Source organism: Cellulosimicrobium sp. CUA-896, from assembly GCF_001942335.1.
In the GTDB taxonomy this organism is placed as follows: domain Bacteria; phylum Actinomycetota; class Actinomycetes; order Actinomycetales; family Cellulomonadaceae; genus Cellulosimicrobium.
In genome coordinates this window covers 22,480-42,301 of record NZ_MKKH01000027.1, presented here as the reverse complement: position 1 = coordinate 42,301, position 19,822 = coordinate 22,480, and the positions used below count along the sequence as shown (strand labels likewise).

The window sequence follows — 19,822 nt, the reverse complement described above, 5'->3', positions numbered from 1 at the left end:
GCCGATCGCCGTAGCCCCCCGCACCCACGACCAGCGCCGGCGACCGCCGCGGCGACCTGCAGCGCGCCCGGCGCCGCCGGTTCCGGCGCACGGCGAGCTCGTCCGGCACCGGGGGCACCGGGGGGACCGCGGAGGAGCCCGCTGCGCCGAACGCCTCGGGCACGCGGTCGCGGACGGCCGCGCGGAGCGCGTCGACGTCGGGCGCGGCGTCGCGTGCCGGGTCCGCGGCGCGCAGCCGGTCGAGCTCCGGCTCGCCGGACCGTTCGTGCCGGCGCTCGTCGGGGCGCTCGTCGGGGGTGTGCGTGGTCATGGCGACCTCCAGGTGCTGCGGGACGGGGTCCGGCGCGTCGCGCCGCCCCTGCCGAGGATGTGTCGTCAGGCGCCGGCGTCTTGCGCGGCGGCCGGCCCCTGGGCCGGCCCGCGTGCCGGCCCGGGTGCCGCGGTGCCCTCGCGGACGCGCCCGCGGCGGGGCCGGCAGCACCGGCGGGGCTCTCGGCGCCGTCCGACCACGCCGCGCGCAGCCGCGCCGCGCGCGGGACAGCGCGGCGTCCGCGCCGCCGCGCGAGACGCCGAGCACGACCGCCAGCTCCTCGCCGCCCAGCCCCTCCCAGGCGTGCAGGAGCAGGATGCGGCGGTCGCGCGCGGACAACGTCGCGAGCGCGCGCCGCACCTCGTCGTCCTGCACCACGGCGTGCTCGACGTCGGCGGCGTCGTCCGCCTCGTCGGGGACGGCCGCGACCGGCACGGCCCGCGCCTTGCGACCGTGGTTGGCGAGGACGAACCCCGCCGTGCGGTACAGCCAGGGCAGCTCCGCGCCGTCGGGCACGTCGTCGCGGCGGCGCCACGCGGTGGCCAGCACGTCCGCGGCGAGGTCCTCCGCGTCGGGCCCGACGGCGCCCCGGCCGCTCGGCAGGCGGCGCCGAAAGTAGCGGTGCAGCGCCGCGGCGTGCGCGTCGAACAGCGCGGCGAACCAGACGTCGTCGCGGACGGGGGCGCCCGCGGGCGGGTCGGGCGTCTCGTCGGTCGTCACGGCGGCTCCTCGGCGTCGTCCTCGTCGCGCCCCGTCGGCGGGAGGGTGTCGTCACCCGCACTGTGTCGCAGGACGCCCCGTCCTTGCACGACCTGCACGACTTCTCCCGGCACCCGACGCGAGCGGCGCCAGGATCACCCGGTCCGGCCCCGATCCTGCCAGCCCGGGGCCCCTACGCTGAGCCGCATGGACGCGACGCAGCACGACGTCCCGCGCACGGAGCGGCACGCGCGCGCACCGCGGCGCCGCCGCGCACGATGGGTGGGCTGGGGCCTGCTCGTCCTCGTCGTGCTCGCGCTCGTCGCCGCCGGGCTGCTCGTCCGCGACGCGCTCACCGCCCGCGACGCCCTGGCACGGGCGATGGACGAGGTGCCGGCCGCCGAGGAGGCGCTGCGCGCGGGCGACCTCGAGGCGGCGGACGCGACGCTGGCGCGGGTACAGCCGCTCACCGCGACGGCGCGCGCGAGCACCGACGGCCTGCTGTGGTCGCTCGCCGCGCACCTGCCGCTCGTCGGCCAGGACGTGCGCGCGTTCTCCGCGTCGGCCGCGACCGTCGACGACCTCGCCGCGACGGTGCTGCCGTCCCTCGCCCAGGTGCTCGCGGTCGTCGACGGCGACGCCGTCGCCATGACCGCGGGCGCCGTCGACCTCGCGCCGCTCGAGCAGGCGGTCCCGCTCACCGCGCGCGCGGCGGACGCGTTCGACGCGATCGACGCACGGCACGCGGCCGTGGACCGCGGTGCGCTGCACGCCGAGATCGCCGAGCCGTACGACCGGCTCACCGCGGCGACCGACGAGCTGCGTCCTCTCGTGCGCACCGCCGAGCGCGTGACCGCGCTCGGGCCCGCGATGCTGGGCGCCGACGGCCCCCGGCGCTACCTCGTGCTCGCCCTGAACAACGCGGAGCTGCGCGCGACCGGTGGCATCCCCGGCGCGCTCGCCGTCGTGACGGTCGACGGCGGACGGGTGACGCTCGAGCGCCAGGCCGCGACGGCGGACGTCCCGCCCTTCGACGCCCCCGTGCTGCCGCTCGACCCCGGCGCCGAGCAGCTGTACTCCGACCGCCTCGGACGCTTCGTGCAGGACACGACGCTGACGCCGGACTTCCCCACCACCGCCTCGCTCGCCGCGGCGATGTGGGAGCAGGCGCAGGGGCAGGCCGTCGACGGCGTCGTCGCGACCGACCCCGTGGCGCTCTCCTACCTGCTCGAGGCCACCGGGCCGCTCGACGTCGGCGGGCGGACGGTGGACGCGGGGAACGTCGTGCAGGTGCTCCTCGCCGACGCCTACGCGCAGCTCGAGGCGGGCGAGGAGACGGACGCGTTCTTCGCGTCGGTGGCCGCGACGGTGCTGGGGACGGTCCTCGCGGGCGGCGCGGACCCCGGCACCGCGACGGACGCGCTGGACCGCGCGGCGGCCGAGCACCGGCTGCTGCTGTGGTCCGCGCGCGCGGACGAGCAGGAGCGCCTCGCCGGCACGGTCGTGGCGGGCGACCTCGACACCGCGGAGCGGGCCGCGGGCACGGTCGGCGTCTTCCTCAACGACGGCACCGGCGGGAAGATGGGCTGGTTCCTGGACTCGGCGGTCGAGCTCGCCTCCAGCACCTGCACCGCCGACGGCCGCGTCGACACCTTCGCGGTCACGCTCGCGTCCACGGCGCCGGCCGACGCCGCGACGAGCCTGCCCTGGTACGTGACCGGCGGCGGTGTCGCGGGCGTGGAGCCGGGGGTGACCCGCACGTTCGTCGCCCTGTACCCGCCGCGGGGCGGCCGCGTGACGGACGCGCGGCTCGACGACGCGCCGGTGAGCGGGCAGCCCGCGACGGTCGCGGGCCGTGCGGCCCTGTCCGTCGCGGTGGACCTCGCGCCCGGTCAGGGGGCCACCCTCACGTTCGCGGCCGTCGACGCCGGAGCGCCGCCCGGCGGTACTCCGGCCGACGGTGGGACGGACGGCTCCGGGGGCGGCGCGCCCCCGGGCCGGCTGGACGTCTGGAGCACGCCCACCGCCCGCGCACCAGGCCTGAGGACGGTCGACGTGGCGACGTGCGGCTGACCACCGGGTGAACTGTCGTCACAGATCGGTAACGATCGGGCACGACCATTCCTTTTCACCCGGACGAGCGTCCAACTCGAATGTCGGGATCACTACTGTGGGCCTTCCGGCCTGCAGCGACGGCCGGTTCCCGAGAGGACGTTCCTCCACGGTCTTCCTCTCGCACCCGCACCCGTCACCACCGAGACGAGACGAGCCATGAGCACCCCGAGGACCCGCCGCACCACCGCGCGGGCGTTCGCCGCCACCGCCGCCGTCGGGACCGCCGCCCTGCTGACCGCGCCCGCGGCGTCCGCGACGACCGGGGACGGCTCGTACGTCCCCGAGCCCACGATGGACGTCTCCGTCCGCAACCCCGTCTGCGACGGCGACGTGCCGTACCTGGAGTACGCCGTCGAGCTCACCGGCGCCGAGGCCGGCCCTCTGACCATCACCTGGCTCAACCCCGACGGGGACGACGTCGTGCAGACCGACCTGCCGCTGTCGGGTCGCGTGATGTGGCCGGGCGCCGTCGTCGGGCCGGACGGCCGTGGCGAGGACTGGCCGGGCTGGCGGTTCGAGGACGGCGAGTGGGTCGAGGGCGACGAGTACGACTGGGTGCGCCCGTCGGTCGACGTGCTGTTCGAGGTCAACCCCGAGGCGATGGTCACGGTGGACTACCCGGCGTCGTCGCCCGAGTGCGCCACCAACCCTCCGGGCGAGGACGAGCCCGCACCGCCCGTGAGCCAGGTCTCGGACGAGCAGCCCGCCGCCGCCGGTGACGAGAGCCTCGCCTCGACGGGCGCGACGGTGGGCCTCTACGCGGCGATCGCCGCGGGTCTCGCCGCCGTCGGGGCCGCCGTCGTGCTGCTCACCCGGAGGGCACGCCGCGGCTGAGGCGGGTCGCCTCGACCGGCAGACGCCCGCCGTCAGCCGGTGGGCGTCTGCTGGTACAGCGCGAGGCGCAGCTCGCCGCGCTCGCGCCGGTACACGCTCGTCATGAGCGCCGCGAACGGCGGGTCGTCGCCCCGCACCGACGACGCCCGGTAGACGAGCGCGGCGCAGTCGTCGCCGAGCCGGACGACGCGCGCCTCGCTGATCTCGTACGTGTCCCACGGGGGCGCGTCGTCGAGCGTCGACGCGATCGTCGCCCGGTCCAGGACCATCCCGCCGGCCACGACCATGAGCGCGTCCGGGGTCATGAGCGCGCCGTAGTGCTCGCCGCCGCGCGACGCGCACAGCGCCGTCCAGCCGGCGTGCTCCGCGGCGAGCATCTCCTCGAGGGTGAGGTCGGTCATGCCGTCGACCCTAGGGACGCACGTCGCCGCGCGCGACGGCCTGGCCCGGCGTGTCGCCGGACGCGGGCGGACGCCGTCAGGCTCGAGCAGGAGCGTGACGGGACCGTCGTTGACGAGCTCGACCTGCATGTGCGCGCCGAACCTGCCGGTCGCCACCTCGACGCCGCGGGCGCGCAGGTTCTCGACGACCGCGTCGACGAGCGGCTCGGCGACGTGCCCGGGAGCCGCGCCGTTCCAGGAGGGGCGCCGCCCCTTGCGCGTGTCCGCGTAGAGCGTGAACTGGCTGACCACGAGCACGGGCGCCCCGTCGTCGAGGACCGAGCGCTCGCCCGGGAGGATCCGCAGCTCGGCGATCTTGCGCGCGATCGTCTCGACCTGCGCCGGGCCGTCGTCGTGCGTGACCCCGACGAGGGCCAGCAGCCCGGGCCGGTCCACCGATCCCACGACCTCTGCGCCGCCCTCGTCGACCACGGTCACGCTCGCGCGCGCGACGCGCTGGACGACGGCCCTCACGCCGGTGCCCCCTCGGGCACGGGCGCGGGGGTCGTGCCGACCGGGCGGACCACGCCGACCGGCACCCCCGCGCCGAGCACGGCGACGTCGCCGAGCGCGTCGAGCGCTGCCCCGTCCGCGCCCGGGACGTCGCCCGCGCCGAGCCGGCGCAGCGCGGCGGCGAGCACGGCCGGCCGGGGCCGGGACGCGCCGTCGAGCACCTTGAAGGCCAGCGCGCGGCCGTCGGGCAGCCCGGCCACGTACACGCCGTCGGCGCCGTCCTTCGCGACGAGACCGGGCACGGCACGCATCGCGCGCGTCGCGTCCCGTCCCGTGCCCCCGACCATGTCCGGGAACCCGGACATCGCCCTGGCCACGGCCGCCTCGGGCGACCCCGGCGCACGGACCGGGGCCGCGGCGAGGCGCCCGAGACCGCGCGCGAGGCCCCGCACGGTCGTGGAGAACAGCGGGGCGCCGCACCCGTCCACCGTGACGTGCTCGACCGGCACCCCGGTCAGCTCGGCGACGGTGGCGCGGACCGCGACCTGCAGCGGGTGGTCGACGTCGAGGTACGTGCGGGTGTCCCAGCCCGCGGCGACGCAGGTGGCGAGCATGGCCGCGTGCTTGCCGGAGCAGTTCTGCGCGAGCGGCGACGGACCGCCGTGCTCCGCCTGCCACGCGACCGCCGCCGGCGGGTGCAGGGGCATGTCGGGCGTGTTCCGCAGCGCGGAGACGTCCAGCCCCGCGCCCGCGAGGATCTCGCGGACGCCGGCGACGTGCTCCGGCTCCCCGTTGTGGCTCGCCGCCGCGAGCGCGAGCAGGCGCGGCGACAGGCTCAGGCCGTGTCGCAGCATCGCGACGGCCTGGAACGGCTTGACGCTCGACCGCGGCCAGATCACCGCGTCGCCGTCACCGAGCACCAGGTCGGCGCCCGCGCCGGCGGCCGATCCGCGTTGCAGCACCAGGTGGCCGAGGTGCACGGACTCGACGAGGTCGCCACGCACCACCTCGGCGAGCGGAACCGCTCCTCGCGCGACGGGCGCCCACGGCGCGGCCGGCGACGACGACGCCGGACCGGCCGGGTGCCGGGCGCTCACCAGCCGCCCGGCCGACCGCTGCCCGTGCCGCCGCCGCGCCGACCGTTGCCGTACGGCTGCAGGCGCGGTCGCACGTCGACGAGGTAGACGATCGCCGCCACGACGGCGATCAGCCCGAGGAAGCCGAGGCTCGGGCCGCCGAGCGGCAGCGACAGGAACCCGAGGACCGCCGCCGCACCGAGGATCGCGAGCCAGATCGCTTCGAGAGCTTGCCCTCCGCGGTGAACGCGCTCGCGGGGCGCCGCGCCGCGTCGACCAGGCGAACAGCTGGACGCCGAACACCACGAGGGTGAGCAGCAGGTAGATGATCCACTGGAGGGACCCGACGATTCCGTACACGCGACGAGCCTACGGTCTGCCGGCCCGCTCCCGCACCAGTCCCGCCCGCGCCCGGCCGGTGCCGCGCGGTCACGGGACGACGCGCAGACCCTGCCCGCGGGCACCGGCGGCCACGACGGGGTCCCACGCCGCGACGAGCGTGTCGTCGTGCGCGACGGCGAGCGCGCTCGCCACGTGCACCGCGTCGTTGCTGCGCAGCGCCGCGGTCGGCCCGTGCGCCCCGGTCGTCCCGCCGGGTCCGGTGCCGTCGAGGAGGACGGACGCCTGCGCCGCCACGCGGCTCGTCACCTCGACCACGTGGAGCGCGGGCCACAGCGACTCCCACGCAGCGATCGCCTCCGCGTGCTCGGCGGCGTCGAGGACCCCGGCGCGCAGACCTGCCGCCAGCGCCGCGCGCAGCTCCGTGTCGGACAGGCGGCTCGTCGCGACGACGTCGGCCCGGTTCCACAGCCGGCTCGCGAGCAGCGTCCCGGCCTCGGGCACGCAGAGCTTCACCAGTGCGCTGGCGTCGAAGTAGACGAGGGCCACGCGACCCCCTCAGCGACGGATGCGCCGCACGAGCGCGGCGACGCCGGAACGGGTCGAGCGCGCCGCCGGGACGGGCTGGCCCGTGGTCGCCCGCTCCACCTCCTCGTCGCGCGGGGCGGCGCCGGCGTGCTGCGGGCGCTCGCTCGTGGGCGGGGTGAGCAGCCCGTCGCGCGTCAGCTCGGTCACGAGGTCGGCCGTCGCGATGCCGGAGAGCCGGGCCACGGGCACGCCGCGTTCGGTGACGACGACCTCCTCACCGGCCCTGGCCCGCTCGATCCACGACCTGAGCTCGGCGCGCAGCGCGCTGACGGGGACCTCCATGTGCGCACCGTACCGGGCGGGAGCCGCGAGGGGCAGGGGGAAGTCCCCGATCCCTCGCGGGTGCGACCGCCCGGACGGCGGGCCGGCTCAGAGCTCGGGCAGCGCGGCGCGCGCCTCGACGGGAGTCGTGCCCGCCGCCTCGAGCACGTCGACGAGCGGCGACCGGACCAGCACGACGAGCGACTGCACCTGCCAGTCCCCCGCCCCGACCGCGTGCGGGTCCGCGCAGCGCGCCGCCTCGAGGAGCACCTCGCGCGCCGCCGCCGGGTCGCGCCCGGCCCCGACGGCCTCCGCCAGCGCGCGCGTGCCCGCGGCCAGGCCCGCCACGAGGTCGGCGACGGACGCCAGGTCGTGCTCGTGCGAGGTGGCCGCGACGGGCAGCGCGCGACGGGCGAGGACGCGCACGCTGCGCATCGCGCGGTCGACGAGGACGGCCTGCCGCTCGAGGTCGCTGAGCTCCTCCCGGTGCCGTCGCCCGGCGGCCGTGACCCGGGCGAGCTCGCGCGCCGACGACGCCGCGGCCCGCCACTCGTCGAGCGCCCCCTCCGAGGCACGGCCCGTGACGAGCGCCGCCTTCAGGTCGGCCCGGTCGCGGGCACGCAACCCGCGCGCGAGCGCGTCGAGCACCTGCGCGAGCTCCGTCGTCGCCTCCGCGCCGAGGTGCCGCGGTCGGCGTCGGGGGTCCCCGGGGGTCAGCGCGGCGACCGCGAGCGCGACCGCCCCGCCGACGAGCGCGTCCGTCCACCGGCCGAGAGGCCCGCCGGCCTGCGCCGCCGGGAGCCCGACGATGACGATCGCCTGCACCCCCGCCTGCGTGGTGAGCATGGCGCCGCGGTCGATGAACCGCGCCGCGAGGGCGGACACGGCGAGGACCACGGCCACCTGCCACCAGCCCGAGCCGATGACGTGGACGACGACGTCGCCCAGGCCGACCCCGACCGCCACGCCGACGGCGAGCTCGAGGACCCGGCGCAGCTGGCGGTCCTGGCTGAACCCGAGGCAGATCCACGCCGAGACCGGTGCGAAGAACGGGGCGGTGTGCCCGAGCCCGTACCGCGCGATGCCGAACGCGACGCCGGCGGCCGCGGCGGCCTGGAGGATCGGCCAGAACGCGACCCGTACCCGCGAGAAGCCCTGGCGCACCCGTGCGCGGAGCAGCAGGCGGCGCCACGCGGTGCGGGCGAGGTCGACGGCGCCCGCGCCGCTCGACTCGTCGGCCCGCCCGCGGCCCGCGGTCACAGCATGCTCGTCGGCGCGCCCTCGCCCCGCGGCGTCAGCCCCCGGGCGACAGGCCCGCGCGCGGCGGGGCGGTCCGCGGAGACGCCCTCGCCGGGGACGACCGTCTCCTGCCCGGCCGTGACGGCGCCGCCCTCGCAGTCGACGAGGAGGACCGCGTCCGGCGGGACGCTGCGCTTCACCACCGCGAGCGCGACCGGCCCGAGCTCGTGGTGGCGTCCGACCGAGGTCACCGCGCCGACCGGGCGCCCGTCGAGCGTCACCTCGGCGCCCGCGACGGGCAGCAGGTGCCCGGACCCGTCGAGATGCAGCATGACCAGACGGCGGGGCGGGCGGCCCAGGTTGTGCACGCGCGCGATCGTCTCCTGGCCCCGGTAGCACCCCTTGTGCAGGTGCACGGCGGTGCGCAGCCAGTCGGTCTCGTGCGGGATCGACCGGTGGTCCACCTCGGTGGCGAGCCGCGGCCGCCACGCCTCGACGCGCAGGGCCTCGGTGGCCCAGGTGCCGACGAGCCGCCAGCCCGCCGCCTCGCGCGCCGCGACGGCGTCGGCGAGCTCGGCACGCGGCACGAGCACGAGGCGCCACGCCCGCTCGCGCCCGGGGTGCTCCTCCTCGGGCGGGCCGTACCGGGTGCCACCCGCGGCGACGCGCGGCCACGGGTCGCGCCACGTCACGGGCTCCCCCTCCTCGCCCTCGGCGTCCACGGCCTCGCCGAGCGCCGCGTACTCGTCGCCGACGTCCGCGACCTCGACGCGCAGCGTGAAGCGCATGCGGTCGAGCCAGGCGGCGAGGTCGGCGGCGTGCGAGCCCTCGGTGACGAGCCACGTCGCCTCGCCGTCGTCGACGACGGCGGCGGCGTGCTCGACATGGCCGTGCGGCGACAGGACGAGGAGCTCGGTCGACGTGCGCGGGGGCAGGCCCGTGAGGTCCTGCGACGTGATGGAGTGCAGCCAGCTCAGGCGGTCCGGGCCGCTGACGCGGACCACGCGAGGTGGGACTGGTCGACGACGGCGCCGCCCGCCTGGAGCGCACGCTGCTCGCCGACAGGGTCGCCGTAGTGCCAGGCGACGCCGGCGTCGGGTCCCGACGCCTCGACGGCGCCGGGGCGGGCGAGGAGCGGGCTGGTCCGGCCGGTGGTCGTCACGGAGTCCTCCTTCGTCGGTGCCCGGTGCGGGACCGCACCGGCGCGGCGCCGGTCAGGCCGCCGGGCGGCGGCTGAGCTTGGCGGACGCGTACGACTGCAACGGCTCGCCGAAGGCCGCCAATTCCCACACCCACAGGAGCTGTCCCTCGACGAGGCCGAACAGCCGCTTCGACGCGGAGATCTCGGCCGCGGTCCCGGTGCGGGCGATGAGGTCGCTCGCGAGGTCGACGCGGCCGTTGCCCACCGCGCCCAGGTAGACCGAGACGCGACCGGCGGGGTCCGCGAGCAGCACCTCGAGCGGGTGGCGGTCGTCGTCCAGGCCCTCGGGGCGGTCGGTCGACACACGCCAGTAACCGGTCTCCGTCGACCACACCGTCGCGTCCTGCGCGGCGGCGTCCAGGACGTCCGGGTCGCGCTCCGGCCACTGGCCTCGTCGGGAACGGTGGCCGGGACCTGAGGCTCCAGCACCCGCACGTCGACGCGTAGCGCAGGTACGGGGCCCGCCCGGTCGTGGTCGAACTCGACGTCCTGGACGAACGCCGTCTCGTCGATGCCCGGGTACGTGATCACGCCCTCCCCCGCGCCAGCGGCCCACGAGCCAGGCGAGGGGGTACACCTCGGGCGCGAGCCCTCCGGGAACTCGAACGGCATGGACGGCCACCTCCGGGCGACGGGTCGGTGCGGGCTTCGGGCGTTCGGCGGACGACGCACGGACGGAGCGACGCGGGCGGGGAGGCACGGGTGCCGCGCGCCCGGCGTCCCCGCACGGGGTCGTCGGCGGGACGTCAGGGGGTCAGCGCTGGCCCTTGTAGAGCTTGTAGACGACGTAGCCGGCGAACCACGTGATCGTGACGGTCGCCGCGAGCAGGAGGCCGAGGAAGATCAGCTCGAGGGTGTGCGTGCTCATGCGCCCGATCCTACCGGCGGACCCGGACCCTCGGGCGCGCCCACGCCCGGCGCTACGCTCGGCCCGTGAGCGAACCCGCGACCCGCCCCGCCCGGTCACTCGTCGTCAAGGCCACGTCCGGTCTCGACCGGCCGGAGGCGGCCAACCAGGCCTTCACCGTCGCCGCCGCGGCCGTCGCGGCGGGCGTCGAGGTCAGCGTCTGGCTCACCGGCGAGGCCGCGTGGTTCGCCGTGCCCGGTCGCGCCGCGGAGCTCGTGCTCGAGCACGCGGCCCCCCTGCCCGACCTGCTGGAGGCCGTCCTCGCGGCCGGCACGCTCACCGTGTGCACCCAGTGCGCGGCGCGCCGCGGCATCACGGGCGACGACGTGCTCCCCGGCGTGCGGGTCGCGGGCGCGGCCGTCTTCGTCGAGGAGGCGCTGCGCGACGGCGCGCAGGCCCTCGTGTACTGAGACCGTCAGCCGACGATCACGCGCCCCACGACGAAGATCAGCGTGCCGCCGACGGCCACGGGCAGCGCCGTCGCCGAGAAAGCACCGAGCCGCCCGCGCAGCTCGGGCAGCCGGTCGAAGAGGGCGTGCAGCGCCGCGACGAGCAGCCCCGCGACCACCCCCGACCACACGCCGCTCAGCAGGTCGAGGTCCGGCATGACGTACCCGACGGCCCCGCCGGCGGCCACGGCGAGCGCGAGCGTGAGGCCCGCGTCGAGCCAGCCGCCCAGCGGGAGGGCCGACACCGCGGACGCGACCGCGAGCGCGACCGCGCACGTGACGACCAGGGACGCTCCCGCGTCGGTGCGGCCGGTCGCGATCCACCCCGCGCACGACGTCGCGACGACGATCCCGCTCACCGTGCCGAGGAGCGACTCGGTCAGGCGCGGGCGCCGTCGCGGCGCAGGAGCTCGGCGACGAACGCGAGGACGATCGACAGCGCCAGCACGACGGGCAGGTGACGCAGCGCGGGCTCGCCCTGCGTCACCGCGGTCGCCGCGACGGCACCGACGCCCGCGATCGCGATGACGATCCGCGTGCCGCCGTGCACGGGGATGTCGAGCAGCCGCGGCCAGCCGACCGCCACCGCCAGGGCCAGCGCGCCCGCGGCGAGGGTGAGGGGCAGCGGGCCGAAGAACGCGGCGACGGCCATGGCCGCGGCGAGGCACGCCGTGACGACGGCGCGGGTCGAGAGGTCCACGAGCGGTCAGCACCCCGCTCGGGGGGTCGGGCGGGTCGTCGAGTCACGCAGCACGCCTCAGAGTGTCGCAGACGAGGCGGCGCACGGGCGTGAGACGTCGCGGCCAGCGCCGCTGCCGCGCGATACGGTGACCCCCCACGGACCGACGATGCGCCGCCGCCGGACGGGACGTCCCAGCCGGCCGGTGGACGTCGGACGTCAGAGAGCGACGAGACGCCGGCACCGCGCGTGCCCGCGACCGCGGAAGGAGGTGCCCGGCATGGCCGACCTGCTGATCCTCACCCCCGCCACGGGAGGTTCCGTCGAGGTCCTGCCTGCCCTGGGCCTGCTGTCCCACCGCATCCGGGTGCTGCCGATGGAGCCGTCGGCGCTCGTCGACGCCCCCGACTCCGACGTGGTCCTGCTCGACGCGCGGCGCGACCTCGTCGCCGCGCGCACCACGTGCCGGCTGCTGCACGCGACCGGGCTGGCCGTCCCGCTCGTGCTCGTGCTCACCGAGGGCGGCCTCACCGTGGTGACGGCCGAGTGGGGCGCGGACGACCTGCTGCTCGAGAGCGCGACGCCGGCCGAGGTCGAGGCCCGGCTGCGGCTCGTCGTCGAGCGGTCCGCGAAGGGGCCGGCGGACGACGGGCCGCAGGAGATCTCCGCGGGCGAGCTGGCCATCGACGCGAGCGGGTACACGGCTCGGCTCCGCGGGCGGCCCATCGACCTGACGTACAAGGAGTTCGAGCTCCTCAAGTACCTGGTGCAGCACCCGGGGCGCGTCTTCACCCGCGCCCAGCTCCTGCAGGAGGTGTGGGGCTACGACTACTACGGCGGCACCCGCACCGTCGACGTGCACGTGCGGCGCCTGCGGGCGAAGCTCGGGCCCGAGCACGAGCAGCTCATCGGCACCGTGCGCAACGTCGGCTACCGGTTCGACCCGCCCAAGGACCGCCGCCAGGCCCCCGACCCCGACGCCCCGCGCGACGACGACACGGCGCGGGACCCAGCGGGCGCGCGCCCGGCCGTGCGGGCCCCACGGGCGACGGCCCCGCGGACGCGCCGATCGGCTCGGCCCGGTGACGTCCGACCTCTCCGACTTCACCTCGGCCCTGCCCGACGGGCCCTGGCAGCACGAGCTCGTCCCCGCGAACGGTGCCCGGTTCCACGTCGCGGTCGCCGGCCCGTCGGACCGCGGCGTCCGCGACCCCGGGCCGCCGCTCGTCGTGCTGCTGCACTCCTTCCCGCAGTTCTGGTGGGCCTGGCGCCACCAGATCGAGCCGCTCGCCGCCGCGGGCTACCGGGTCGCGGCCATGGACGTGCGGGGCGTCGGCGCGTCCGACAAGCCGCCGATCGGCTACGACGCCCCGACCCGGACCCGCGACGTCGCCGGGGTCGTCCGCTCCCTCGGGGCGGGGCGCGCCGTCGTCGTCGGGCACGGCACCGGGGGCACCCTCGCCTGGGCGATGGCCGCCCTGCAGCCCGCGGTGACCGCGGGCGTGGCCGCGCTGGCCGCGCCGCACCCGGCCCGCATGCACGCCTCGGCCCGCCGGCTCCTGACGCCCGCCGCGCGCCGGCACCTCGCCTTCTTCCAGGTCCCGACGCTCCCCGAGCGCGCGCTCGTCTCGGGCGACCTCGTGGACCGGGTGCTCGCGGACGGGTCGGCGCGCGCGTTCGACGACGACGTCGTCGCGACGTACCGGACCGTCATGCGCATCCCGTTCGCCGCCCACACCGCGATGGAGTCCCTGCGCTGGGCCGTGCGCTCGACCCCCCGGCCCGACGGGCGCCGCTTCCTCAACGCCCTGCGCCGGCCGATCACCGTGCCGGCCCTGCAGGTGCACGGGGGGCGGGACGGCCTGCTGCGGCGCGACCTCGCCGACGCCGACGGGGCGGCCCTCGCGCGCGACTTCCGGTTCGAGGTCCTGCCCGACGCCGGCCACTTCCTCCCCGAGGAGGCGCCCGGCGACGTCACGGACCTCCTGCTCGACTGGCTCGCGCGCGTCCCGCGAGGCTGAGCGCCTCAGCCCGTCTTCACCATCGACGCGGCCTTCACCGGGTCCGTCTCCCCGATCCCGGCGGACGGGCACCAGCGGGCGACGCTGCACGCGCCGCACGCGGGCCGACGCGCGAAGCACACGCGCCGCCCGTGGAAGATCAGCCGGTGGGAGAGCATCGTCCACTCCGACCTCGGGATGAGGTCCCCGACGACCTGCTCGACCTTGACCGGGTCCTCCTCGTCGGTCCACCCGAGCCGGCGCACCAGACGGCCGAAGTGGGTGTCCACCGTGAGGCCGGGGACGCCGAACGCGTTGCCGAGCACCACGTTCGCCGTCTTGCGCCCCACCCCCGGGAGCGTCACCAGGTCCTCCAGACGGCCCGGGACCTCGCCGTCGAACCGCTCGACGAGCGCCTGCCCGATCCCGATGACCGACTGCGCCTTCGCCCGGAAGAACCCCGTCGGGCGCAGCAGCTCCTCGAGCTCGGCCCGGTCCGCGCCCGCGTACGCCGCGGCGTCCGGGTAGCGCGCGAAGAGCACCGGGGTGGTGAGGTTGACCCGCTTGTCCGTCGTCTGCGCGGACAGGACCGTGGCGATCAGCAGCTCGAGCGGCGTCGTGAAGTCCAGCTCGCAGTGCGCGTCCGGGTGGGTCACCGCGAGCTCGCGGTCGATGCGCCGCGCGCGGCGCACGAGCGCCAGCCGCGACTCGACGCGGGGGCCCGCCGACGACGTTCGGGTCGGCTTCGCGGAGGACGGCTCGGCGGCGTTCACACGGCCACGCTAGCCCGTCCCCCCGACACCCCGAGTTGCAGCCGTAGGGCAGACTGGTCCGTGGCAGTTGTCGAGGTCGAGACGAAGGACACCCCCGCGTGGACGACGACGTTGTGCTCTCCGCCCCTCTGTTCGCGACGATGGACGCGGACGAGACGCGCACCCTCTTCGAGTCGATGCAGCAGATCGAGCTCACCCGAGGGGACGTGCTGTTCCGCGAGGGAGAGCCGGGCGACCGTCTGTACGTGATCGCGAGCGGCAAGATCAAGCTGGGCCGACGCTCCAACGACGGCCGGGAGAACCTCCTGTCGATCCTCGGCCCCGGCGAGATGTTCGGCGAGCTCTCCCTCTTCGACCCGGGCCCCCGCACCGCGACCGCCAGCTCCGTCGCCGACTCCGTCATCTACGAGCTCGGCCACGACCAGCTCGTCGAGTGGATCGAGAAGCACCCGGGCGTCGCCAAGCACCTCCTCGGCGCGCTCGCCCGCCGCCTGCGCCGCACGAACGAGACCCTCGCCGACCTCGTCTTCTCCGACGTCCCCGGCCGCGTCGCCAAGGCGCTCCTCGACCTGTCCACCCGCTTCGGCGAGGAGACGGACGAGGGCGTCCGGGTCGCGCACGACCTGACGCAGGAGGAGCTCGCGCAGCTCGTCGGCGCGTCGCGCGAGACCGTCAACAAGGCGCTGGCGGACTTCGCGACGCGCGGCTGGGTCCGCCGCGAGGGCCGCGCGGTCGTCCTCCTCGACCTGGACCGCCTGGAACGCCGCGCGCGCTGAGCCGCGGCTCGCCCGGCCCGGCCCGTCGCGGTGGGGCCGGGCGTGGACGGGTGCCCCGCGGGCGCTACTCCGCCAGCTCGACGACCAGCTCGACCTCGACCGGGGAGTCGAGCGGGAGGACCGCGACGCCGACCGCGCTGCGGGCGTGGACGCCGGCGTCGCCGAAGATCTCGGCGAGGACGGTGCTCGCGCCGTCGACCACACGCGGCTGCCCCGTGAACGACGGGTCGCTCGCGACGAAGCCGACGACCTTGACGACGCGCGCGACCTGGTCGAGGTCGCCCACGACGTGCTGGACGGCCGCGAGCGCGTTGAGCGCGCAGACGCGGGCGAGGTGCGCCGCGTCGTCGGGCGGGACGAGGCCCTCCCCGTCGCCGACCTTCCCCGTCGCGGGGAGCGCGCCGTCGACGAACGGCAGCTGGCCGGAGGTGTGGACGTACCGGCCGGTGCGCACGGCGGGGACGTAGGCGGCGACGGGGGCCGCGACGTCGGGCAGCGTGATGCCGAGCTCGGCGAGGCGCGCCGAGACGGCGCCGGGGGCGGCGCCCGCCACTACTTCTCCCCGGTCGGGCGCTTGAGGTAGGCCACGAGACCGTTGCCGTCGGGGCCGGTGACGACCTGGACGAGCTCCCAGCCGTCGGCGCCCCACTGGTCGAGGACCGCCTTGGTGTTGTGGATGATGAGCGGGATGGTCGCGTACTCCCAGGTGGTTGCCATGGGCCGAGCGTAGCCCGACGGGCCCGGCGCGCGGCGGCCGTCCCCGCCGCGTGGCCGGCGCGGTCCGCGGGATGCTCACACAACCCGCACACCGCGCGGGGCCCGCCCGCCGGGGACGTGCCGAGACCCCTCCCGTAGGGTTGCCCCATGGCTTCCCCTGTGCGTCCGCGCGGCCGGCAGATCAACGCGTACCAGCTCGTCGCCCTCCTCCTGGCGTTCGTCCTGGTGGCGGGCGTCGGCGGCGTGCTGTCCGCCGGGCTGCTCGTACCCCTCGCGGCCGGCGCGAACACCGCGACGGACACCGCGATCGAGGTCTTCGACGAGCTGCCGGCGGACCTCGAGCCCGGGCCGCTCGCGGAGCAGTCGCGCGTCTACGCCAACGACGGCACGACGCTCCTCGCGACGTTCTACACGGAGAACCGCATCGTCGTGCCCCTCGACCAGGTGTCGCCGTACATGCAGAACGCGGTCGTGGCGATCGAGGACCGGCGGTTCTGGGAGCACGGCGGGGTCGACATCGAGGGCATCCCGCGCGCCGCCGTCAACAACGCGCTCGACCGTCCGACCCAGGGCGCCTCGACCCTCACGCAGCAGTACGTGAAGAACGTGCTCATCGAGAAGGCCGTGCGCGAGGACGACGCGATGGCGATCTGGGAGGCGCGGGAGGACACGCTCGCCCGCAAGGCGCGCGAGGCCAAGCTCGCGATCTCGATCGAGAAGCGCATGAGCAAGGAGGAGATCCTCCAGGGCTACCTCAACATCGCGCAGTTCGGCGCCTCGTCGCTGTACGGGGTCGAGACGGCCGCGCAGCACTACTTCAGCAAGAGCGCGACGGACCTCAACGCCGTCGAGGCCGCGACCATCGCCGGGATCACGAAGGCGCCGTCGAAGTACGACCCGACGCGCAACCCCGAGGAGTCGCAGAAGCGCCGGAACATCGTGCTCAACACGATGTACGCGCAGGGGTACATCACCAAGGAGGAGTACGACACCGGGCGGGCGACGCCGATCGCCGACACCCTCAACGTCAAGCCGGTCGAGGTCGGCTGCCAGGCCGCCGGCGGCGCCGCGTTCTTCTGCGACTACGTGACCAAGGTGCTCGTCTCGGACCCGGCGTTCGGGGAGACCGAGGACGACCGCACGACGCTGCTGTACCGCGGCGGCCTCGACATCTTCACGACGCTCGACCCAGCCATGCAGGCCGCGGCCGTGCAGCAGGCGCAGGCCGCGGTCCCGCCGAACGACCCGAGCGGTCTCGAGGACGCGATCGTGTCCGTCGAGCCGGGCACGGGCAAGATCCTCGCGATGGCGCAGAACCGGCCGTTCGACGCGTCGCAGGACCGCGCGCCGGGCACCACGGCGGTCAACTACAGCGTCGACCAGGACCACGGCTCGTCGAACGGCTTCTCCCCCGGCTCGTCGTGGAAGCCGTTCGTCCTCGCGGAGTGGCTGAAGAGCGGCCGCTCGCTGTACGAGCGCGTCAACGCGAACAGCCGCGGCTGGTACAACTCCGACTTCGACTTCTGCGGCGTCCACGCCCCGAACGAGCGGGACGCGTGGCGTCCGGGCAACTCGGACGGCATCGACAACAAGGGCCGGATCACGGTGCTGCAGGCGACGTACAACTCGATCAACACCGCGTACGCGGACATGGAGAGCCAGCTGCGGCTGTGCGACATCAAGGCGACCGCCGAGTCGGTCGGCTACCGCCCGTCGATCTCCGCGGAGAAGGAGAACGGTGTGCGGATGATGCCGTCGATGGTCCTCGGCACGCAGAACTCCTCGCCGCTGCAGATGGCCGCCGCGTACGCGACGTTCGCGAGCGGCGGCACGTACTGCGAGCCGGTCGCGATCACGCGCGTCGTCGGCACGGACGGCGAGGAGATCGCCGTCCCGCCCACGCGCTGCGACCCGAACGCGCTCGACCCGGCGGTCGCCAACACCGTGACGTACGCGCTGCAGAACGTCATGACGCAGGGCTCCGGCCGTGGCGCCCAGCTCGAGGGCCGGGTGAGCGCCGGCAAGACCGGCACGTCGCAGCTCAACCGGCACACGTGGTTCCTCGGCTACACCCCGCAGGTCGCCACCGCGGTGTGGATCGGGAACGCGGAGAACGACGTCGAGATGCGCGACATGGTGATCAACGGCCAGTACGAGCGCTGGTGGTTCGGCTCGACGCTCGCCGCCCCGACGTGGAAGGCGTACATGGACCAGGCGCTGGCCGGCAAGCCGGTCGTCGGGTTCCCCGAGCCCGACTGGGGCAGGGTCAACGCGCCCGCCCCCCCGCCCTCGACGCGTGACCGGGGCGACGACGGCGGCGAGAACGGCGGCGGCGACGAGCCCCCGCCCGCGGCCGAGCAGCCCGCTCCCCCGGAGCAGCCCGCGGCGCCCCCGGCCGGGGCGGACGGCTGAGCGCGCCCGGACGCGGCGTGCGGCGCCTCGGGGCCCTCGCGGCCCTCGGTGCCGGCGCGCTCGCGTACGCCCACGTCGAGACCAAGCTCTTCACGACACGCTTCGTGACCCTCCCGGTGCTCGCGCCGGTGCGCGGGACGTGCGGGTCCTGCACGTCTCCGACCTGCACCTCGTCCCGTCGCAGCGCCGCAAGATCGCCTGGGTGCGTTCGCTCGCCGAGCTCGAGCCCGACCTGGTCGTCGACACCGGCGACAACCTCGCGCACGCGGACGCGCTCGCCCCTCTGCTGGGCGCCCTCGAGCCGCTGCTGGCGACGCCGGGCGTGTTCGTCATGGGCTCCAACGACTACTACGCGCCCGTGCCGAAGAACCCGGCCCGCTACCTCCTGCCCGACGCGCGCGTCGCGGCCCCCACCGCACCGCGGGAGCTGCCGGCGGCGGAGCTCGCCGCGGCGCTGCGCGCGGCGGGCTGGCGCGACCTCACGAACCGCCGGGACACGCTCGACGTCGCGACGTGCGGCTCGACCTCGTGGGCGTCGACGACCCGCACCTGGACCGTGACGTCTTCCCCGCGCCGACGCCGTCCGCCTCCGGTGCGACACCCTCCGGCGCGACCCTCCGGGTGGGCGTCACGCACGCCCCCTACCGTCGGGTGCTCGACACCATGCACGCGGACGGGTCGGACGTGATCATCGCGGGACACACGCACGGCGGCCAGCTGTGCGTCCCCGGCTTCGGGGCGCTCGTGACGAACTGCGACCTGGACCGTGGCCGGGCCAAGGGGCTGCACGGCTGGCCGGGTCGCCGGCCCGACGAGGAGGGCGGCGAGGCGTCGAGCTGGCTGCACGTCTCGGCCGGGGCGGGCACCTCGCCGTACGCTCCGTTCCGCTTCGCGTGCCGGCCGGAGGCCACGCTGCTCACGCTCACGTCGCGCTGATCCCGGGCGCCGGGCGCGTCACGACGGACCGGTTTCGTCGTACGGGCATTCGTCGGCTATTCTGGCGAGGCTTCCTGCGCGGGACACAGGCTCTCGGCCTGTCCGGCGGGTGCTGGTGACAGCGTCCGACGTGCGTGGTGGGCAACCGGGGTGTGGCGCAGCTTGGTAGCGCGCTTCGTTCGGGACGAAGAGGTCGCAGGTTCAAATCCTGTCACCCCGACCGTGTGATGTCTCAGGACATCGAGGACGCCGGACCTACGAGATCGTAGGTCCGGCCGTTCTGCTTCGTGGGGTGGTCCGGGTGGTCAGCCCCGGCGCGGCCCGGACGCCCCTACGGGGACGGCGGCGTCGGCGCCCGGCGCTCGGGCCCGAGCGCCCGCACGCCGGGTCCGATGCGGTACCGACGGTCCGACCCCTGGGAGAGCCAGTGCAGGGCGACGAGGCTCTGCGCGATGCGGAACGCCCCAGGTCTGCTCGTGCCGAGCGCCGTCGACAGCTCGGACAGCCGGATGGCGCCCGCCGCGGCGACGATCTCCAGCGTCTGGACGGTCCGCGCGACCGAGATCAGGACGTGCGTCATCGGTGCCTCCTTCGGCCGAGGCGAGGTGCGTCGTCCGG

Annotated in this window: 19 protein-coding genes, 1 tRNA gene and 5 pseudogenes; 9 read left to right on the top strand and 16 right to left on the bottom strand. The window is 76.1% G+C overall.

All coding sequences use genetic code 11. The features are described from left to right. A partial coding sequence (locus BJF88_RS23525; protein WP_075828720.1) for an RNA polymerase sigma factor occupies positions 1 to 1,030 on the bottom strand: 1,030 nt, incomplete at its 3' end. Between the two features lie 186 nt (positions 1,031 to 1,216). On the opposite strand from BJF88_RS23525, the gene BJF88_RS10275 reads away from it, so the two are divergent. Next, entirely contained in the window at positions 1,217 to 3,082 is a 1,866-nt protein-coding gene (locus BJF88_RS10275; RefSeq protein WP_075828719.1) for a DUF4012 domain-containing protein, read from the top strand. Between the two features lie 198 nt (positions 3,083 to 3,280). Continuing rightward, positions 3,281 to 3,958, top strand: a complete 678-nt coding sequence (locus tag BJF88_RS10270; protein ID WP_075828718.1) for a hypothetical protein — start codon at positions 3,281 to 3,283, stop codon at positions 3,956 to 3,958. Between the two features lie 32 nt (positions 3,959 to 3,990). Here BJF88_RS10270 and BJF88_RS20455 read toward each other — a convergent pair whose 3' ends face one another. From BJF88_RS20455 to BJF88_RS23520, 9 genes and pseudogenes are all read right to left on the bottom strand, one after another. Further along, positions 3,991 to 4,335 (bottom strand): nuclear transport factor 2 family protein, encoded by a 345-nt coding sequence (locus BJF88_RS20455; RefSeq protein ID WP_255371941.1) that lies wholly within the window; start codon positions 4,333 to 4,335, stop codon positions 3,991 to 3,993. Positions 4,336 to 4,440: 105 nt separating this feature from the next. Then, positions 4,441 to 4,872 (bottom strand): annotated as a pseudogene (gene dtd / locus BJF88_RS20450) (D-aminoacyl-tRNA deacylase); the annotation flags it as partial. Beyond that, positions 4,869 to 5,858 carry an asparaginase gene (locus BJF88_RS10255; protein WP_075828724.1) on the bottom strand — a complete coding sequence of 330 codons (990 nt, stop codon included), beginning with the start codon at positions 5,856 to 5,858 and terminating at the stop codon, positions 4,869 to 4,871. The pseudogene dtd and the gene BJF88_RS10255, both read right to left, overlap by 4 nt. A 191-nt stretch (positions 5,859 to 6,049) precedes the next feature. Further along, positions 6,050 to 6,391, bottom strand: a pseudogene (locus BJF88_RS10250) (hypothetical protein); the annotation flags it as partial. Further along, on the bottom strand, positions 6,357 to 6,815 hold the full coding sequence (locus BJF88_RS10245; protein WP_075828717.1) for a type II toxin-antitoxin system VapC family toxin: 459 nt from the start codon (positions 6,813 to 6,815) through the stop codon (positions 6,357 to 6,359). The pseudogene BJF88_RS10250 and the gene BJF88_RS10245, both read right to left, overlap by 35 nt. A gap of 9 nt (positions 6,816 to 6,824) precedes the next feature. Further along, complete coding sequence (locus BJF88_RS10240; RefSeq protein WP_075828716.1) at positions 6,825 to 7,136, bottom strand: type II toxin-antitoxin system Phd/YefM family antitoxin; 312 nt, start codon at positions 7,134 to 7,136, stop codon at positions 6,825 to 6,827. 87 nt (positions 7,137 to 7,223) lie between these two features. Further along, positions 7,224 to 8,375 carry an FUSC family protein gene (locus BJF88_RS10235; protein WP_083649037.1) on the bottom strand — a complete coding sequence of 384 codons (1,152 nt, stop codon included), beginning with the start codon at positions 8,373 to 8,375 and terminating at the stop codon, positions 7,224 to 7,226. Then, positions 8,372 to 9,516, bottom strand: a pseudogene (locus BJF88_RS10230) (folate-binding protein YgfZ). Before BJF88_RS10230 ends, BJF88_RS10235 begins: the two are co-directional and overlap by 4 nt. Positions 9,517 to 9,568: 52 nt before the next feature. Beyond that, positions 9,569 to 9,859 carry an FABP family protein gene (locus BJF88_RS23520; protein WP_369824563.1) on the bottom strand — a complete coding sequence of 97 codons (291 nt, stop codon included), beginning with the start codon at positions 9,857 to 9,859 and terminating at the stop codon, positions 9,569 to 9,571. Between the two features lie 629 nt (positions 9,860 to 10,488). Between BJF88_RS23520 and BJF88_RS10220 the strand changes: the two genes are divergently transcribed. Further along, positions 10,489 to 10,872, top strand: coding sequence for a DsrE family protein (locus BJF88_RS10220; RefSeq protein ID WP_075828714.1), 384 nt, complete (start codon positions 10,489 to 10,491; stop codon positions 10,870 to 10,872). Between the two features lie 5 nt (positions 10,873 to 10,877). Here the strand turns inward: BJF88_RS10220 and BJF88_RS21975 are convergent, their stop codons facing one another. Beyond that, the gene (locus BJF88_RS21975) at positions 10,878 to 11,270 is read right to left on the bottom strand and encodes a hypothetical protein (protein ID WP_255371937.1); all 393 of its coding nucleotides are present in this window, start codon (positions 11,268 to 11,270) and stop codon (positions 10,878 to 10,880) included. A 20-nt stretch (positions 11,271 to 11,290) separates the two neighbouring features. Beyond that, positions 11,291 to 11,611 (bottom strand): hypothetical protein, encoded by a 321-nt coding sequence (locus BJF88_RS21970; protein WP_255371936.1) that lies wholly within the window; start codon positions 11,609 to 11,611, stop codon positions 11,291 to 11,293. 259 nt (positions 11,612 to 11,870) lie between these two features. On the opposite strand from BJF88_RS21970, the pseudogene BJF88_RS10210 reads away from it, so the two are divergent. Then, positions 11,871 to 12,572 (top strand): annotated as a pseudogene (locus BJF88_RS10210) (winged helix-turn-helix domain-containing protein); the annotation flags it as partial. Positions 12,573 to 12,672: 100 nt separating this feature from the next. Then, positions 12,673 to 13,611, top strand: coding sequence for an alpha/beta fold hydrolase (locus tag BJF88_RS10205; protein ID WP_075828713.1), 939 nt, complete (start codon positions 12,673 to 12,675; stop codon positions 13,609 to 13,611). Positions 13,612 to 13,616: 5 nt separating this feature from the next. Here BJF88_RS10205 and nth read toward each other — a convergent pair whose 3' ends face one another. Beyond that, positions 13,617 to 14,291, bottom strand: a complete 675-nt coding sequence (gene nth / locus BJF88_RS10200) for an endonuclease III (RefSeq protein WP_255371939.1) — start codon at positions 14,289 to 14,291, stop codon at positions 13,617 to 13,619. Positions 14,292 to 14,461: 170 nt separating this feature from the next. Between nth and BJF88_RS10195 the strand changes: the two genes are divergently transcribed. Further along, positions 14,462 to 15,139, top strand: coding sequence for a Crp/Fnr family transcriptional regulator (locus BJF88_RS10195; protein ID WP_075828711.1), 678 nt, complete (start codon positions 14,462 to 14,464; stop codon positions 15,137 to 15,139). 64 nt (positions 15,140 to 15,203) lie between these two features. Here the strand turns inward: BJF88_RS10195 and BJF88_RS10190 are convergent, their stop codons facing one another. After that, positions 15,204 to 15,692 carry a RidA family protein gene (locus tag BJF88_RS10190; RefSeq protein WP_075828710.1) on the bottom strand — a complete coding sequence of 163 codons (489 nt, stop codon included), beginning with the start codon at positions 15,690 to 15,692 and terminating at the stop codon, positions 15,204 to 15,206. Continuing rightward, positions 15,692 to 15,856, bottom strand: a complete 165-nt coding sequence (locus BJF88_RS19040; protein WP_115943240.1) for a DUF4177 domain-containing protein — start codon at positions 15,854 to 15,856, stop codon at positions 15,692 to 15,694. Before BJF88_RS19040 ends, BJF88_RS10190 begins: the two co-directional genes overlap by 1 nt. 147 nt (positions 15,857 to 16,003) lie before the next feature. On the opposite strand from BJF88_RS19040, the gene BJF88_RS10185 reads away from it, so the two are divergent. From BJF88_RS10185 to BJF88_RS10175, 3 genes and pseudogenes are all read left to right on the top strand, one after another. Beyond that, entirely contained in the window at positions 16,004 to 18,268 is a 2,265-nt protein-coding gene (locus tag BJF88_RS10185) for a transglycosylase domain-containing protein (RefSeq protein ID WP_139316008.1), read from the top strand. Beyond that, a pseudogene (locus BJF88_RS10180) lies at positions 18,265 to 19,204 on the top strand (metallophosphoesterase). The gene BJF88_RS10185 and the pseudogene BJF88_RS10180 overlap by 4 nt, the downstream one beginning before the upstream one ends. A 146-nt stretch (positions 19,205 to 19,350) precedes the next feature. Beyond that, positions 19,351 to 19,424: transfer RNA gene (locus BJF88_RS10175), tRNA-Pro, on the top strand. Between the two features lie 111 nt (positions 19,425 to 19,535). Here BJF88_RS10175 and BJF88_RS10170 read toward each other — a convergent pair. Continuing rightward, a complete protein-coding gene (locus BJF88_RS10170; protein ID WP_075828708.1) occupies positions 19,536 to 19,784 on the bottom strand; it encodes a helix-turn-helix domain-containing protein in 249 nt (82 codons plus the stop codon). Positions 19,785 to 19,822 lie beyond the last annotated feature (38 nt).

Coding starts and splice junctions, on each gene's coding strand:
- BJF88_RS10275 (WP_075828719.1), top strand. CDS start 1,217: ATGGACGCGACGCAGCACGACGTCCCGCGCACGGAGCGGCACGCGCGC.
- BJF88_RS10270 (WP_075828718.1), top strand. CDS start 3,281: ATGAGCACCCCGAGGACCCGCCGCACCACCGCGCGGGCGTTCGCCGCC.
- BJF88_RS20455 (WP_255371941.1), bottom strand. CDS start 4,335: ATGCTCGCCGCGGAGCACGCCGGCTGGACGGCGCTGTGCGCGTCGCGC.
- BJF88_RS10240 (WP_075828716.1), bottom strand. CDS start 7,136: ATGGAGGTCCCCGTCAGCGCGCTGCGCGCCGAGCTCAGGTCGTGGATC.
- BJF88_RS19040 (WP_115943240.1), bottom strand. CDS start 15,856: ATGGCAACCACCTGGGAGTACGCGACCATCCCGCTCATCATCCACAAC.
- BJF88_RS10185 (WP_139316008.1), top strand. CDS start 16,004: ATGGCTTCCCCTGTGCGTCCGCGCGGCCGGCAGATCAACGCGTACCAG.
- BJF88_RS10170 (WP_075828708.1), bottom strand. CDS start 19,784: ATGACGCACGTCCTGATCTCGGTCGCGCGGACCGTCCAGACGCTGGAG.